Here is a 16377-nt window from a genome sequence, read left to right on the forward strand (position 1 = left end):
ATCGTTGCATAGATTGTTTTAATATGGTATAGTAATTGACGGTGTTAAAACACACGCCGGTTGATTTCGACAAGAGGTGCTTTCTTCTGAAGAAAGTCTTGTAGAAAGATGACACGCGGCGGAGGAGACACACAATAAACCAAAATTAGGAGGTGTGTGAAGATGGCAGTAATTTCCATGAAGCAGCTTCTCGAAGCTGGGGTACACTTCGGTCACCAGACTCGTCGTTGGAATCCAAAGATGGATCGTTATATCTTCACTGAAAGAAACGGAATTTACATTATTGACTTGCAGAAAACAGTCAAAAAGGTAGAGGAAGCTTACAACTTTGTAAAGAGCGTCGCTGGCGACAACGGCACAATCCTATTCGTAGGAACAAAGAAACAAGCACAGGATTCCGTAAAAGAAGAAGCTGAACGTTCGGGTATGTTCTTCATTAACCAACGTTGGCTGGGTGGTACCCTGACTAACTTCCAGACTATTCAGAAGCGTATTGATCGCCTGAAGAAATTGGAAGCTTGGGAAGAAGACGGTACCTTCGCAGTATTGCCTAAGAAAGAAGTTATCCTTCTCCGCAAAGAGAAAGATCGTCTTGAGAAATTCCTGGGCGGTATCAAGAACATGAAAGGTCTTCCAAGCGCGCTGTTCATCATTGACCCGCGTAAAGAGCGTATTGCTGTAGCAGAAGCTCGCAAATTGGGTATTCCTATCGTAGCTATCGTTGATACTAACTGCGATCCGGACGAAATCGACTACGTAATTCCAGGCAATGACGACGCTATCCGCGCCGTGAAGCTCTTGACTGGTAAAATGGCTGACGCTGTTGTTGAAGCTCATCAGGGCGAAGACACAACTACTGCTTAAGTAGTATCCGGGACATAAACAAGAACTTAAATGAAAAGGGTGGTTGGCAGGTGGATAACCTCTCACTGCCCTTTTTTTAGGATAATGGGCCTTGAGCCCGCGTATGACAACGACAATTATCTGGAGGGAATAACAATGGCAGTAGATGCAAAGGCAGTAAAGGAACTTCGTGAAAGAACAGGAGCAGGAATGCTCGATTGTAAAAAGGCACTTGAAGAAGCAAACAACGATATCACTAAAGCAGCTGAATTGCTTCGTGAAAAAGGTTTGTCCGCAGCAGCTAACAAAGCTGGACGTATCGCTACTGAAGGTACAGTAGAATCTTACATCCACGCTGGCGGCCGTATCGGCGTTCTGGTAGAAATCAACTGCGAAACTGACTTCGTAGGTAAAACAGATTCCTTCAAAGATTTCGCACGCGATATCGCAATGCAAATCGCAGCAGCGAACCCGCTGTATGTTCGCCGTGAAGAAGTGCCGGCTGCAGATGTTGAGAAAGAAAAAGAAATTCTTAAAAACCAGGCGCTGAACGAAGGCAAGCCTGAAAAAATCGTTGAAAAAATGGTTGAAGGCCGCATCAGCAAGTTCTATGAAGAATATTGCCTGCTTGAACAGCCATTCGTTAAAGACCCAGACAAGACTATTTCCCAATTGCTGAACGAAAAAATCAGCACCATTGGCGAAAACATCTCCATCCGCCGTTTCGTTCGTTACGAGCTGGGTGAAGGTCTTGAGAAGAAAGTCGATAACTTTGTTGAAGAAGTAATGGCGCAAGTGAACCAATAATAGCTGAGAAGCGTTTTGTAATAAGAACTGAATAAAGGCAAGCATCAAAAGAGCGGAACACATATAACGTAGTGTTCCGTCTTTTGTAAGAAAGTGAGGGTATACAATTGGAACAGCCGGTATTTAAGAGAGTAGTCCTTAAGGTTAGCGGTGAATCACTTGCCGGACAGAATGGCTATGGCATCGATGCCGAAACGATCATCTCCATCGCGGAGCAGGTCAAGGAAGTCGTTGAGCTTGGAGTTCAGGTTGCCATTGTGTGCGGCGGAGGTAACATCTGGCGCGGAATCGCGGGAAGTGCAAGCGGCATTGACCGGGCGACAGCGGATTATATGGGAATGCTGGCAACAGTCATGAACTCGCTGGCACTGCAGGATGCCCTGGAGCAGATTGATGTCCCTACACGGGTTCAGACCTCCATTGCCATGCAGCAAATTGCTGAGCCTTATATCCGCCGCCGGGCAATCCGGCATCTGGAAAAGGGCCGTGTGGTTATTTTTGCCGCAGGAACAGGGAATCCGTTCTTCTCGACTGATACAACGGCAGCGCTCAGAGCGGCCGAAATTGAAGCCGAAGTGATTCTGATGGCGAAGAACAAAGTAGACGGTGTCTATTCCGCGGATCCGTTCAAGGACAGCACTGCCGTGAAATACGAGCAGCTTACTTACATGGATATTCTGAACAAGAACCTGGGTGTTATGGATTCCACCGCTTCCTCTCTCTGCATGGATAATAATATACCGCTCATTGTGTTTGCTATTACAGAGCAAGGCAATATTAAACGTGTCGTTCTCGGCGAAAAGATCGGGACGATTGTTAAAGGGAGTGTAAATTAATGCCACAATCGGTGAAGAAAAATGCCGAAGAGCGTATGGAAAAAGCGATTTTGTCGCTAAAACGCGATTTGGCTACGCTGCGGGCAGGACGTGCTTCGACGTCACTGCTGGATCGCATTCAAGTGGAGTACTACGGTGCTCCGACTCCTCTTAATCAGCTGGCTAACATCAGCACACCGGATTCCCGGACACTGCTGATCCAGCCGTGGGACAAAACATCGATGTCTGACATCGAGCGGGCGATTATGAAGTCTGATATCGGGATTACACCTGCCAATGACGGTACAATCATCCGTTTGTCCATTCCACCGCTTACTGAAGAACGCCGCGGCGAGCTTGTAAAGTTCACCAAGAAGTTCGGAGAAGAAGCGAAGGTAGCCATCCGTAACATCCGCCGCGATGCGAACGATGACATCAAGAAGATGGAGAAGAACGGCATTTCGGAAGACGAATCACATGGACATCAGGAAGATATCCAGAAATCAACGGATAAGTTCATAGCTGAAGTCGACAAAGTGCTCTTGTCCAAAGAAAAAGAGATTATGGAAGTATAATGAAATTCAAGAGACTTCAGGCCCCTCCGTCTATGGTGGGGTTTGTCTCTTTCTGATAAGAGCTTGGAGGAAACGGAAATGATCAAACGGATTCAAGAATGGCTGAGCCGTAAAGACAGGCAGGAGCCAGTCGAGATTTCACCGGATAATATTCCCCGGCATGTAGCTGTAATTATGGATGGCAACGGACGCTGGGCGAAACGGCGCGGCTTGCCCCGTATTGTGGGCCATCAGAACGGGATGAAGGCGGTCAAACGTGCGACAATCGCGGCGAATGACCTGGGAGTAGAGTTCTTGACCATGTACGCTTTCTCCACGGAGAACTGGAAGCGGCCGAAGGATGAGGTTGATTTCCTGATGCGCTTGCCTGTGGAATTTCTGGCCATTGAACTGGATGAACTGATTGAGAAGAATGTACAGGTACGTGTAATGGGGGATACCGAGGCTTTGCCTTCCCATACCCGCCGGGCTATGGAAGAAGCGGTTGCCCGGACCGAAGGGAATACCGGACTTATACTTAATTTTGCGCTGAACTACGGTGGCCGTAAAGAGATTGAAGACTGTATGCGCGGCTTGGGCAAGGATATCCAGGCAGGTATTCTGACACCTGATGAGATTACTTCAGCACTGATAGACAGCAGACTCTTATCCGGCGGACTGCCTGACCCTGATCTGCTGATCCGTACGAGCGGCGAAATGCGCCTCAGTAACTTTATGCTCTGGCAGATTGCCTACAGTGAATTATGGTTTACAGATGTGTACTGGCCGGAGTTTGACAAGACGCATCTGATGCAGGCTGTGGCGGAATATCAGCGCCGCACACGCCGTTATGGTGGATTGAAGTAGCCTGATGGGAGATGGGAATCTTTGAAGCAGCGATTGATTACCGGAATTGTTGCCGGAGCCTTGTTTTTGGGCTTGTGCTTTTTGGGAGGCTGGCCGTATCAGCTGTTGCTGACTGCCATGGCCCTCATCGGCTATTATGAATTTGTGAAAATGACAGGTACAGCAACCTTCGGAGGGACTGCTGTACTTGGTTATGCGTCCGTAGTATGCTTCATGATCCCCTGGAACCTGCTGGGGACTTCCGAGTTATTATCGTGGGAGCAGGGAATCTGGCTGCTCATGCTGTTATTCCTGCTGGTTACGGTCTTCAGCAAGAACAAGCTGGATATTAAGATCACCGCTTTGATGTTCACCGGCATTGTATACATAGGGATGGGCTTCTCTTATATGGCTATCGCCCGCGGTGCGGGAGATGGACATGGGCTTCTCTGGACGTTTTTGCTGCTGTGCTGCATCTGGGGAAGTGATGCCGGAGCGTATTTTGTCGGCCGAAGCTTCGGACGCAATAAGCTCTGGCCGGCGATCAGTCCTAACAAAACTATCGAAGGTGCCCTTGGCGGAGTATTAATCTCAGCCGTGATTTCTATTGTTTTTGCCCTATTGGTTCCTGATCTGCTGACAATCGGACGCGCACTGCTTATCGGGGTTTCCTGCGCCGTTCTGGGTCAGCTCGGAGATCTTGTACAGTCTGCTTATAAACGGGTGTACGGTATTAAGGATTCAGGCTCGTTGCTGCCTGGTCATGGAGGCATCCTGGACCGCTGCGACAGCTGGATTATCGTATTTCCTTTCGTACATATCGTAATGCTGATGCCTTACTATTAACGACAGGAAGAAGGTTTCAACTGTGAAAAGAATCAGTATTCTCGGCTCTACGGGTTCAGTCGGCACCCAGACACTCGATGTCGTGGCCATGCACCCGGAAGCATTTGTAGTGGACGGGCTGGCAGCGGGAACGAATACCCGGCTGCTGCTGGAGCAGGTCCGCCGCTTCCATCCGCGCCGCGTTTCCGTGTCTACACCTGAGCTTGCTGCGGAGATCAGATCCAGTCTGCCTGCCGGTGTAGAGCTCTACAGCGGACGTGAAGGTCTGGTGGAGATTGCCGCCGGCGGTGACGCAGAGACGGTTGTGACTGCACTCGTGGGCAGCGTGGGTCTGCAGTCTACAATGGCGGCTATTGAAGCCGGCAGACATATTGGACTGGCCAACAAGGAAACGCTGGTTACCGCCGGACACCTGGTTACAGAGCTGGCGGGCCGCAAAGGTGTTAAGCTGCTGCCGGTTGACAGCGAGCATTCGGCTATTTTTCAATGCTTAAACGGCGAGAACCGCGAAGATGTTGCTTCGATTACCATCACAGCATCCGGAGGATCTTTCCGTGATTATACGCGAGCACAGCTTAAGAATGTTACTGTAGAGGATGCGCTGCGCCACCCGAACTGGAGCATGGGGGCTAAGATTACGATTGATTCGGCAACCATGGTTAACAAAGGGCTGGAAGTAATCGAAGCGCATCATCTGTTTGCCCTCCCGTATGAACAGATTAATGTGCTGCTGCATCCGGAGAGCATTATTCACTCCTATGTGGAATTCCGTGACAGCAGTATCATTGCGCAGCTGGGAACGCCGGATATGCGGGTTCCGATTCAATATGCGCTCACTTATCCGGACCGCTGGCAGTCGCCTGCTGAGCGGCTGTCGCTGGCCAAAGTAGCCAGTCTCACTTTCCGTGAGATGGACTATGAGCGCTTCCCCGCCCTGAAGCTGGCTATCGACTGCGGGACCATGGGAGGTACGGCTACAACCGCCTTCAATGCAGCGAATGAGATTGCCGTTGCCCGTTTCCTGCGCGGCGAGATTCCGTTCCTGCGGATTGACGAGATTATTGATGAAGTCCTTCAGCGCCATGAGAATGCGGCTCATCCGAATCTGGAGCAGATTGAGCACTGTGATACGGTGACCCGGGAACTTGCGGCTGTGCTGTAAGCGGACAATGCGCATTTTGTATTCCGGAAATATTTGTTATGCCCTGAAAAATAGGGGTGGACTGTTGATTCTCTTGTGCCTTACCTTGGAATAATGATAAATTAAGAGGACATACTTCGGTCTTACACCTAAAGGGGGGAATGTTTCGCAATGGAGATGGTAAGAGTCGTTTTTTTGACGGTATTTATGTTCTTTGTTCTGGTGACCGTCCATGAATGGGGACATTATTATTTTGCCAAACGCGCCGGAATTCTTGTGAGGGAATTTGCTATCGGTTTCGGTCCGAAACTGTTTTCTTATAAACGCAATGAAACCCAGTTCACGCTTCGCCTGCTGCCGTTTGGGGGATATGCCCGGATGGCCGGAGAGGATCCGGAAATGATTGAGATCGGTCCCGGACAGACCATTGCGGTCAGACTGGGCCAGGATAATAAGGTGAAGAATATTTACCTGGATTCGCTGGATACACGCAGAAATGTTATCCGTGGTGAAGCGCAATTCACCGATCTTGAGAATGAGCTGAAAATCCGTCTGGATGTGGATGGTGAAGTAACCACATACGACGTACATCCGCAGGCGATGATGATTAAGGGAAGCCAGCAGACGCAGATCGCGCCCAAAGACCGCCAGTTCGGCAGCAAAACCGTAGGCCAGCGCGCGGTGGCGATTTTGGCCGGTCCGGTGATGAACTTCATTCTGGCTTTTGTGCTGTTCGCACTTCATCTGCAAATGGCCGGTATCCAGGTGGAGAATCCGACCTATGTGAAGATCGGCGATGTAAGCGAAGGAATGCCGGCACAGGAAGCCGGTCTGCAGAAAGGCGACATTGTTGTAGCCGTTAACGGCGAAACTATCGGTGGAGATTACCAGAAGATGATCTCGCTCACCTCCGCGTCCAAGGGCAAAGAGATGAAATGGACACTGCAGCGCGGCGATGAAACCCTTAATGTAGCTATGATTCCCCGCAGTATGGAAGGGGAGGAAGGCGGCAAAGTCGGGATCACTCCGGAGCTTCCTACACGCAAGGCCGGGATTGGTGAGACTATCACCAAGTCAGGGACTGCCATGGTGGATACCACTAAGCTGATCTTCATCGGCTTCAAGCAGCTGATCAACAAGTTCAATATGGATGATATCTCGGGACCCGTGGGAACCTTCCAGCTGACCGGACAGATTGCCCAGCAGGGGATTCAGTATTTGACTTATTGGGCGGCTATTCTCAGCCTGTATCTCGGGATCTTCAACCTGCTGCCAATTCCTGCACTGGACGGAAGCCGGCTCGTGTTTCTCGGCGTGGAGGCGCTGCGCGGTAAGCCGGTGGACCCGAACCGCGAAGGCATGGTCCATTTCGTAGGCTTTGCGCTGCTGTTCCTGGTGATGATTGCTGTGACTTATAATGATATATTACGCCTCATAAGCGGCTGATTCGTTCACATTACATTCTTTTGGGGTCCCCGCAAAGTGCTTGACAGCTTCACTTGTTATCCGGCGCTTTGCGGGGCGAATTTAGGAGGATCTCTTTACATGGCAAAAGACAAGCAGTTCGTTACGGAAATCACGCCGCAGGGCGAAGATTTCTCACGCTGGTATATTGATGTGATCAAAAAAGCGGACCTGATGGATTATTCTCCGGTCCGCGGCTGTATTGTGTTCAAACCGGACGGCTACGAGATCTGGGAACATATCCAGGAGGAGATGAACCGCCGCCTCAAGGAAACCGGACACCGCAATGCCTACTTCCCGCTGTTTATTCCGGAGAGCTTTTTCCAGAAGGAGAAAGAACATGTTGAAGGCTTCAATCCGGAGCTGCCTTGGGTGACTGAAGCTGGAGGTGATGTGCTGGAAGAACGTCTGGCAATCCGCCCTACTTCCGAGACCATGTTCGGCCATATGTATTCCAAATGGATTCAGTCCTACCGTGACCTTCCGGTGCTGATCAACCAATGGGCTAACGTAGTCCGCTGGGAAAAGCGTACACTGCCATTCATCCGCACTACGGAATTCCTCTGGCAGGAAGGCCATACCGCTCATGAGAATGAGACGGAAGCGCGTGAAGAAACGATGAAGATGCTGGATAACTACCGTGATTTCGTAGAGACTTTTCTGGCGATTCCGGTGGTTACCGGACAGAAGACTCCATCCGAGCGGTTCGCCGGTGCGGTAGATACGTATTCCATTGAAGCAATGATGAAAGATGGACGGGCTGTGCAGGCAGCTACCTCGCATTATCTGGGTACCAAGTTCGCAGTTGCTTTTGATATCCAATACTTAAGCCGTGATAATGTACTTGAATATGCACATACAACCTCATGGGGCTCTACAACACGTCTAATCGGCTCACTGATCATGGTGCATGGGGATGACCGCGGACTGGCTTTGCCGCCGAAGGTAGCACCTACTCAGGTTATTATGATTCCGATCGGGCCGCCTAAGACCCGTGAAGCAGTGATCGGGCGCACGGATGAGCTGTTCAAAGAGCTGAAGAGTGCCGGAATCCGCGTACGTGTAGACGATCGCGCAGATGTTACACCGGGCTGGAAGTTCAATGAATACGAAATGCGCGGTGTACCGGTACGTCTGGAGCTTGGACCGCGTGATATGGAGAACGGAGTCTGCGTAATCGTATCCCGGATCAGCGGAGAGAAGAAGATTATCCAGCAGGAGAATCTGGTTGAAGAAGTGAAGGCTATGCTGGAGCAGGTTCACCAGGAAATGTTCGAGCGGGCTCTGAAGTTCCGTGAGGATCATTTCTATTCTGTAGATACCTTAGAGCAAATGAAGAAATCCATGGAAGAGAAGCGCGGCTTTGCACTTGCAGGCTGGTGCGGCTCGGAGGAATGCGAATCCAAGGTGAAGGAAGAAACTGGCGCTGGTAGCCGTAATATTCCATTCAATCCGTCCGAAACGAAAGAGACTTGTATTTGCTGCGGTGAGCCGGCCCTGCATACAGTTGTATTCGCCAAAGCGTATTAAGCGGTAACTCTAATTCTTATTAGATCCTTTATATTAGCTTCTGGCGAGAGGAGTCGGCGGGCCGCAATTACCCAATGCTTTTTGAACCGGAAGCTTTTCTTACTATAATAGAATTATATTATGGGTATAGCTAATTATTGCCGAGTTAGGTGGGGAAACCATGGAGCTAAGCGTGGAGAGAAGAAAAAGGTTCGAGCTGTTAATGAAGCAGGGGGAAATTCCGCCGGCCATCATTGATCCCTACTTTTTGGACGGGCAGATCGAGCGTGTGGAAATCAGCCGCGGCAACCGTGACTGGCATATTGTAATTGCGAAAGACAGCCTGGTTCCGGCCCAGACCTACCGGACCTTTGTCCTTAGAATGCGTGAGAAGCTGCAGCATATTGCCAAAGTCAGCTTCTTGTTCCTATATGATGACACAATCAGCAGAGCGGATATTGTACAGGAGTATTGGGGAATGTTCCTCGAGTGGGTCCAGCGTGAGATTCCATCCGTTAACGGATGGCTGACGCGCTCCAGTCAGGACCTGCAGGACGGCACGCTTTTGCTTAGTCTGAGCGATTCCATGTCTCTTGAACTGGCCCGTAAAAAAGGCATTGAAGCAGCCATTATTAAATATTATGATAAATATTTCGGACTTTCCCTTAAGGTGAAGCTGCAGATTGCCGAGAATGAGAGCAAAGCGGACGCCTACGAGGAATTCCAGCAGAAGCTCCAGCAGGAACAGCGCGAACTGGTAGAGATGATGATGATGGCCAGTGAACCGGACGAGCCTGAGGAACCCGGTGATCCGAATGAGGTAATTAAGCTTCAGATCGGATATGAGATCAAAGAACAGGCCGTATCGATTCTGGACATCCAGGATGAAGAGAAGAAGATTACGATTCAAGGCACGATTTTTGGACTCGACACCAAAGAGCTGCGTAACGGCAACACACTGTATACCTTCTGCATCACTGACTTCACCGACTCTCTGCAGATGAAGATGTTTGCGAAGACCAAGGAAGATCTGAAAGTGATGGGGCAGCTGGCCAACGGTAAGTGGGTACGGGCACGCGGCAAAGTTGAATATGACCGTTTCATGCAAATTCCGGAACTGGTGATGATCCCGTCAGATTTGTCGGAAGTCTCTGCACCGCCGGCGCGCAAGGACAATGCCAAGCAGAAGCGGGTCGAATTCCATCTGCATACTACAATGAGTACGATGGATGCAGTGGCAACCATCACCGATTATGTCAAAACCGCTGCGAAATGGGGACACCCGGCACTGGCTGTTACGGATCACGGTAATGTCCAGAGCTTCCCGGATGCGAACCATGCTGCACATAAGCATAAGCTCAAAATGCTCTATGGTGTGGAGGCCAACGTCGTAAATGACGCAGTAAACATCGTGGAGAATGCACAGCCCCTGGAGCTCAAAACAGCAACCTATGTCGTATTTGACATCGAGACCACTGGACTGTCGATCACGCGCAACAATATTACAGAGCTGGCAGCGATAAAAATGTGCGAAGGCAAAGAGCTGGACCGTTATACCACCTTCGTTAATCCGCATGAAAAGATTCCCTATCATATCCAGCAGTTGACCAACATTACCGATGAAATGGTTAAAGACGCTCCTGATCTGGAACCTGTACTTAAGGAGTTTGTCCAGTTTGTAGGTGACAGCATTCTGGTAGCCCATAATGCACGGTTTGATATGGGGTTCATTCAGGCTTCCCTGAAGAAGCTGGGACAGCCGCCGCTGCCGAATCCTTCACTGGATACGCTGGAGCTTGCGCGTTTGCTCTTCCCGACCATGAAGAACCACCGGCTCAATACACTCGCTGACAAGTACAAAGTGCTGCTGGAGAGCCATCACCGGGCGGTGGACGATACGATTGCCCTGGGCGGTATCCTCAATGGATTGCTTGCGGATGCGGAGAAGATGAAAGGGTTAACCCGGCTGGAACGGCTGAATGATTATGTAGGCAATGACCTCTCGAATGTACGGCCGTTTCACTGCGGCATTTATGCACTGAATCCGACCGGCAAAAAGAACCTCTATAAGCTGATCTCCATGTCACATACGGAGTATTATAAACGGGTACCCTGCATCCCCAAATCGAAGCTTGAGGAACACCGGGACGGGCTGATTGTCATCTCCGGCTGTGAGCGCGGCGAGTTTTTTGAAGCGGTGCTGAATAAGACAGTGGAGGAGGCCATTGAGGTCGCCCAGTTCTATGATGTTCTGGAGATTCAGCCGCTGACCATGTACATGCATCTGGTGGATAAAGGCTTCGTGGCCAGCGCCGAGGATTTACGCGGTGTTGTGCGCAAGATATGCGAAATCGGCGACCAGATGAACAAGCCGGTCATTGCCACCGGCAATGTGCATTACCTGGAGCCGCGTGACAAGCTGTTCCGTGATATTACAATTCATGGGATTACCGGCTTCAGTCCGCTTAAAGACCAGCGTAAACCAGATGCCCATTTCAGGACCACCGAGGAAATGCTTACGGAATTTGAGTTCCTGGGCCCGGAAAAAGCGATGGAGGTCGTGGTCACCAATACCGTGGAGCTGGCCGAACGTTTCGAGGAATATGATCTGTTCCCGAGCGAGCTGTTCACCCCGATTATTGAAGGAGCGGATGATGAGATCCGCAATACCTGCTATGAGACAGCCAAATCAATTTACGGCGAGGAATTGCCGGAGGTTGTAGTAGCCCGTCTGGAGAAGGAGCTGGCGCCGATTATTAAATACGGCTTCTCTGCCAACTATCTGATCTCGGAACGGCTCGTTAAAAAGTCGAACCAGGATGGATATCTCGTCGGCTCGCGTGGATCGGTAGGGTCGTCCGTTGTTGCAACGTTCCTTGGTATTTCTGAGGTTAATCCGCTGCCGGCCCACTATATCTGCACGAATTCGGAGTGCAGGCATAGTGAATGGTTCCTTGACGGCAGCGTACCGAGCGGTTTCGACCTGCCGGACAAGGCCTGTCCGGACTGCGGCGGGAATCTGAAGGGTGAAGGCCAGGATATCCCGTTTGAGACGTTCCTGGGCTTCAAGGGGGATAAGGTTCCCGATATCGACCTTAACTTCTCCGGGGAGTATCAGCCGAATGCCCACAATTTTACCAAAACGATGTTTGGACCTGACAATGTATTCCGGGCAGGTACCATCGGTACCGTAGCTGAGAAGACCGCCTTCGGGTTCACAAAGAAATATGAAGAGCATCACCAGAAACGCTGGCGCGGAGCCGAGATAGGCCGTCTGGCGGCAGGCTGCACGGGTGTGAAGCGCAGTACGGGGCAGCATCCCGGCGGTATCGTTGTTTTGCCGGATTATATGGAGATTGAAGATATTACCCCGGTGCAGTTCCCGGCAGATGATGTTACGGCTGAGTGGAAAACAACCCATTTTGACTATCATGCCTTCGATGCCAACCTGCTGAAGCTCGATATTCTGGGCCATGATGATCCGACCATGATGCGCATGCTGCAGGATCTGACCGGCGTGGACCCGACCACCATTCCGATGAATGATCCGAAGGTGATGAGCATGTTCAACTCCACAGATGCGCTCGGGGTAAGACCGGATCAGATCCGGACCCCTGTAGCCACCTACGGAGTGCCGGAGATGGGGACGAAATTCGTCCGCCAGATGCTCGTGGAAGCCAAGCCTTCCAGCTTTGCCGACTTGCTGCAGATTTCAGGCTTGTCCCACGGGACCGGCGTGTGGCTGGGGAATGCCCAGGAGCTCATCAAGAATAATACCTGCAACATCAAGACGGTTATCGGCTGCCGTGATGATATCATGCTCTACCTGATTTATAAGGCCGATATGGATGCCAGCCTGGCCTTCAAAATAACGGAAAGTGTGCGTAAAGGGAAGGGGCTCCCTCCCGAGTGGATCGAAGAGATGAAGAAATGCAAGGTACCGCAGTGGTACATTGATTCCTGTCTCAAAATCCAGTACATGTTCCCGAAGGCGCATGCGGCAGCGTATGTCATCTCTGCAGTGCGGACCGCCTTCTTCAAGCTGTATTATCCGATTGAATATTATGCAACTTACTTCTCTGTCCGTGCCGCTGATTTTGATATTGAACTCTGCTGCAAGGGATATGAGGCCATTGGTCGCCAGATTGTAGAGATCGAGCAAAAAGGCTTCCAGGCGCTGCCGAAGGAAAAAGCGATGCTTCCGGTACTGGAAATGGCACTGGAGATGACTGCCCGCGGCTTCACCTTCAAAAATATCGATCTGTACCGTTCCGATGCCACCAAATTCACGGTTGACGGCACCAGCCTGATTCCGCCGTTCTCTTCGCTTGCGGGTATTGGTGACAATGCCGCGATCAATATTGCGGCAGCTAAGGATGCCGGAGAATTCCTCTCCATTGAGGACTTCCAGCAGAAATCCAAAGCCAGTAAAACGGTGATTGAGCTGCTGAACGGAATGGGCTGCTTCCGCGGTCTGCCTGAGAGCAACCAGCTGTCATTATTCTAAATTTCGCTGCAAATCATGCTTTGAAATAAGGGAGTCAAGGGCTGGTACTTGTCAGTGCAGACTCACTATGGTATAATTTTTTTGGTAATAATGAGATAAGTCCGTTGTGTAAAGAGTGGGGAAACCCACTCTTTATCTTTGGTATATAGCAAAAGACAAGTTCGTGGAGGTAATCTTCTTTTGAGCACACCCAAATCCAAAATTAAACAGACGGTAGAGCAGCTGCTTGGGTCCTATCTCGAGGACAATGGTTTCGAACTGGTGGACGTTGAATACGTGAAAGAAGGCTCCAATTGGTTCCTGCGCGTATTCGTAGATAAAGAAGGCGGCATCGATATCGATGACTGCGGCACCATCAGCGAATATATCAGCCAGAAGCTGGATGAGAATGATCCGTTTCCCGAAGCTTATTTCCTTGAGGTTTCCTCGCCCGGAGCTGAACGTCCGCTCAAGAAAGCTGCGGATGTTGCCAAAGCGGTTGGCAAGGATGTATATGTAACGGTGTATGAGCCGATTCAAGGACTCAAAGAATTCGAAGGTCGTTTGCTCTCGTTCGAGAACGAGGAACTGCTCATCTCCGCGGGCAAAAAAGAACATGTAGTACCGTACGCCAAGGTCGCCAGTGCGAGATTGGCCATTATTTTTTAACGTCTTGAAAGGGGGACCGGAATTTCATGAGTATGGAGTTTATCGAAGCTATGAATGAACTGGAAAGGGAGAAAGGCATCAGCAAGGATGTGCTGTTTGAAGCCATCGAAGCTGCGCTGATCTCCAGCTATAAACGCAATTTCAATGCGGCGCAGAATGTGCGTGTGGATATGAACCGCAACACAGGCGTAATCAAGGTTTTTGCCCGCAAGCTGATTGTGGAGGAGGTTCTGGACTCACGGACAGAGATTTCTCTGCCGGGAGCCCGGGAGATCAACCCGCATTTCCAGCTGGAGGATATTGCTGAACTCGAAGTTACACCGCGTGATTTCGGGCGCATAGCTGCCCAGACTGCCAAGCAGGTTGTTACACAGCGTATCCGCGAAGCGGAACGCGGACTTATCTATAACGCTTTTATTGACAAGGAAGATGATATTGTTACCGGCCTTGTCCAGCGTCAGGATATGCGCAACATTTATGTGGATCTTGGTAAAATCGAGGCGGTTCTGCCGCTGGGCGAGCTTATGCCGGGCGAGAAGTTCAAGCAGAGCGAGCGTATCAAGGCTTATATCACCAAGGTGGAGAATACGACCAAAGGACCGCAGATCATGCTGTCCCGCAGTCATCCGGGTCTGCTGAAGCGTCTGTTCGAGCTGGAAGTACCGGAGATTTTTGACGGAGTGGTTGAGATTCGTTCCGTTGCCCGCGAAGCCGGCTTCCGTTCCAAAATCGCCGTGTTCTCGCGTAATCCCGAAGTCGATCCCGTTGGTTCCTGCGTAGGCCCTAGAGGTACACGTGTTCAGACCATCGTAACCGAACTTCGCGGCGAGAAGATTGATATCGTACGGTATTCCGAGCTTGTGCAGGAGTATGTGGCCAATGCGCTCAGCCCGTCCAAAGTGCTTGAAGTTCAGGTCTTTGAAGCTGAGAAAATGGCGCGTGTCATCGTTCCTGATTATCAATTGTCGCTGGCGATCGGCATCAAGGGCCAGAATGCCCGTCTTGCTGCTAAGCTGACCGGCTGGAAAATTGATATCAAGAGTGAGACTCAGGCAGAGCAGGAATACGGCAGACCCAGAACTTCTAATGATGAAATGCATCAGGATTCCGTCTCCATCGATTAATGAATCTGCTGACTGACGGGAGGCGCTACTATGAAGCAAAGAAAGGTGCCGCTGCGCAAATGCGTTGCCAGCCAAGAGATGATGCCCAAAAAAGAGCTGATTCGCGTGGTGAGAACGCCTGAGGGCGAAGTGCTCATTGACCTGACGGGCAAGAAGTCGGGCCGTGGCGCTTATATCTGCGGTAAACTGGAATACTTTAAGCTGGCACAAAAGACCAAAGCACTTGACCGAGCATTGAAATGTCAAGTGAGTCCTGAAATCTATGCTCAGCTTGCCCGGGATTTTGCATCCGTGGAGGAGCAATTTTTGGCAGCGAAGGATAGTGAGGACAATGAGTAAGACTCTTTCTTATTTAGGGCTTGCGATGAGAGCAGGCAAGATTGTCACCGGCGACGAGGCTGTGCTTAAGGCAGTGCGGTCTTCAGAGGCGAGGCTGGTCGTCCTGGCAGGTGACGCTTCAGATAATACCCAAAAGAAGTTCCGCGATAAGTGCGGGACCTACGATATTCCACTAGTAATCGCATTTCACCGGGATGAACTCGGTGCAAGTATTGGTAAAGACCAGCGCGTAGTGCTGGCCGTTACGGATAAAGGATTCGCGGAAATGATCTCCAGAACGCTTGGAGATACTGTCGGAGGTGGAGTTATTGACTAAAGAAGACAATAAGGATAAACTGCGCGTGTATGAATACGCGAAGTCTCTGAACATGAGCAGTAAAGAAATCATTACAATTCTGAAGCGTTTGAATGTCCCTGTGAATAATCATATGAGTGTCATGGAGAATGGCTCCGTGAACAAAGTAGAACAGTTCTTCAAGGACATCAAGTCAAACGCTGCAGCCAAGCGGGACACCGGCACCAGCAGCCGACCGGTAACCACCGGCGCGGTAACAGCCGAACCCCAAAGTGCTCAGAATGCCAACAAAAATCAACCGGAAAAGCAGGTAGGTATGAACAGTAACCAAAACAACAACCAATCGACGACGTCCCCAAGGCCCCAAAGCGGACAAGATTCCCGCAGAACACAAACAACAGGTACAACGCAGAATTCACGCCCGCAAGGCAGCTCCACCACTGGCAGCCGCCCGCAAGGCAGCTCCACCAGCGGCAGCCGTCCACAAGGCAGCTCCACCACTGGCAGCCGCCCGCAAGGTAGCTCCACTGGCGGCAGCCGTCCACAAGGCAGTTCCACCGGCGGCAGCCGTCCACAAGGCAGTTCCACTGGCGGCAGCCGTCCGCAAGGTAGCTCCACCGGCGGCAGCCGTCCGCAAGG

General features: G+C 50.7%; 15 protein-coding genes. All 15 read left to right on the plus strand.

Features of this window, described 5'->3' with window-relative positions:
- The first annotated feature begins 162 nt into the window (after window positions 1–162).
- Entirely contained in the window at window positions 163–864 is a 702-nt protein-coding gene (gene rpsB, locus QW71_RS06775) for a 30S ribosomal protein S2 (protein WP_036692565.1), read from the plus strand.
- A 135-nt stretch (window positions 865–999) separates the two neighbouring features.
- Window positions 1000–1650 (plus strand): translation elongation factor Ts, encoded by a 651-nt coding sequence (gene tsf, locus QW71_RS06780; protein ID WP_039295244.1) that lies wholly within the window; start codon window positions 1000–1002, stop codon window positions 1648–1650.
- A 107-nt stretch (window positions 1651–1757) separates the two neighbouring features.
- On the plus strand, window positions 1758–2486 hold the full coding sequence (gene pyrH / locus QW71_RS06785) for a UMP kinase (protein WP_039295247.1): 729 nt from the start codon (window positions 1758–1760) through the stop codon (window positions 2484–2486).
- The gene (gene frr, locus QW71_RS06790) at window positions 2486–3040 is read left to right on the plus strand and encodes a ribosome recycling factor (RefSeq protein WP_039295250.1); all 555 of its coding nucleotides are present in this window, start codon (window positions 2486–2488) and stop codon (window positions 3038–3040) included. The genes pyrH and frr overlap by 1 nt, the downstream gene beginning before the upstream one ends.
- A gap of 78 nt (window positions 3041–3118) precedes the next feature.
- Window positions 3119–3886 carry an isoprenyl transferase gene (locus QW71_RS06795; RefSeq protein WP_039295253.1) on the plus strand — a complete coding sequence of 256 codons (768 nt, stop codon included), beginning with the start codon at window positions 3119–3121 and terminating at the stop codon, window positions 3884–3886.
- A gap of 21 nt (window positions 3887–3907) precedes the next feature.
- Complete coding sequence (locus QW71_RS06800; RefSeq protein WP_039295255.1) at window positions 3908–4711, plus strand: phosphatidate cytidylyltransferase; 804 nt, start codon at window positions 3908–3910, stop codon at window positions 4709–4711.
- Between the two features lie 22 nt (window positions 4712–4733).
- Window positions 4734–5873, plus strand: a complete 1140-nt coding sequence (locus QW71_RS06805) for a 1-deoxy-D-xylulose-5-phosphate reductoisomerase (RefSeq protein ID WP_039295258.1) — start codon at window positions 4734–4736, stop codon at window positions 5871–5873.
- A 150-nt stretch (window positions 5874–6023) separates the two neighbouring features.
- Complete coding sequence (gene rseP, locus QW71_RS06810) at window positions 6024–7298, plus strand: RIP metalloprotease RseP (RefSeq protein ID WP_039295261.1); 1275 nt, start codon at window positions 6024–6026, stop codon at window positions 7296–7298.
- Between the two features lie 99 nt (window positions 7299–7397).
- Window positions 7398–8846, plus strand: a complete 1449-nt coding sequence (proS, locus tag QW71_RS06815; RefSeq protein ID WP_039295264.1) for a proline--tRNA ligase — start codon at window positions 7398–7400, stop codon at window positions 8844–8846.
- A gap of 160 nt (window positions 8847–9006) precedes the next feature.
- On the plus strand, window positions 9007–13332 hold the full coding sequence (locus tag QW71_RS06820; protein ID WP_039295266.1) for a PolC-type DNA polymerase III: 4326 nt from the start codon (window positions 9007–9009) through the stop codon (window positions 13330–13332).
- A 180-nt stretch (window positions 13333–13512) separates the two neighbouring features.
- The gene (gene rimP, locus QW71_RS06825) at window positions 13513–13980 is read left to right on the plus strand and encodes a ribosome maturation factor RimP (RefSeq protein ID WP_039295269.1); all 468 of its coding nucleotides are present in this window, start codon (window positions 13513–13515) and stop codon (window positions 13978–13980) included.
- A gap of 26 nt (window positions 13981–14006) precedes the next feature.
- Complete coding sequence (gene nusA, locus QW71_RS06830; RefSeq protein WP_039295270.1) at window positions 14007–15104, plus strand: transcription termination factor NusA; 1098 nt, start codon at window positions 14007–14009, stop codon at window positions 15102–15104.
- Between the two features lie 30 nt (window positions 15105–15134).
- Entirely contained in the window at window positions 15135–15443 is a 309-nt protein-coding gene (gene rnpM / locus QW71_RS06835) for an RNase P modulator RnpM (protein WP_036692616.1), read from the plus strand.
- On the plus strand, window positions 15436–15759 hold the full coding sequence (locus QW71_RS40840; protein WP_039295273.1) for a YlxQ family RNA-binding protein: 324 nt from the start codon (window positions 15436–15438) through the stop codon (window positions 15757–15759). Before rnpM ends, QW71_RS40840 begins: the two co-directional genes overlap by 8 nt.
- Window positions 15752–16377: translation initiation factor IF-2 N-terminal domain-containing protein (locus tag QW71_RS06845; protein WP_039295275.1), on the plus strand; the 626-nt coding region annotated here is incomplete at its 3' end. The genes QW71_RS40840 and QW71_RS06845, both read left to right, overlap by 8 nt.

This window comes from Paenibacillus sp. IHB B 3415 (genome assembly GCF_000802655.2).
Taxonomy (GTDB): domain Bacteria; phylum Bacillota; class Bacilli; order Paenibacillales; family Paenibacillaceae; genus Paenibacillus_AQ; species Paenibacillus_AQ phytohabitans.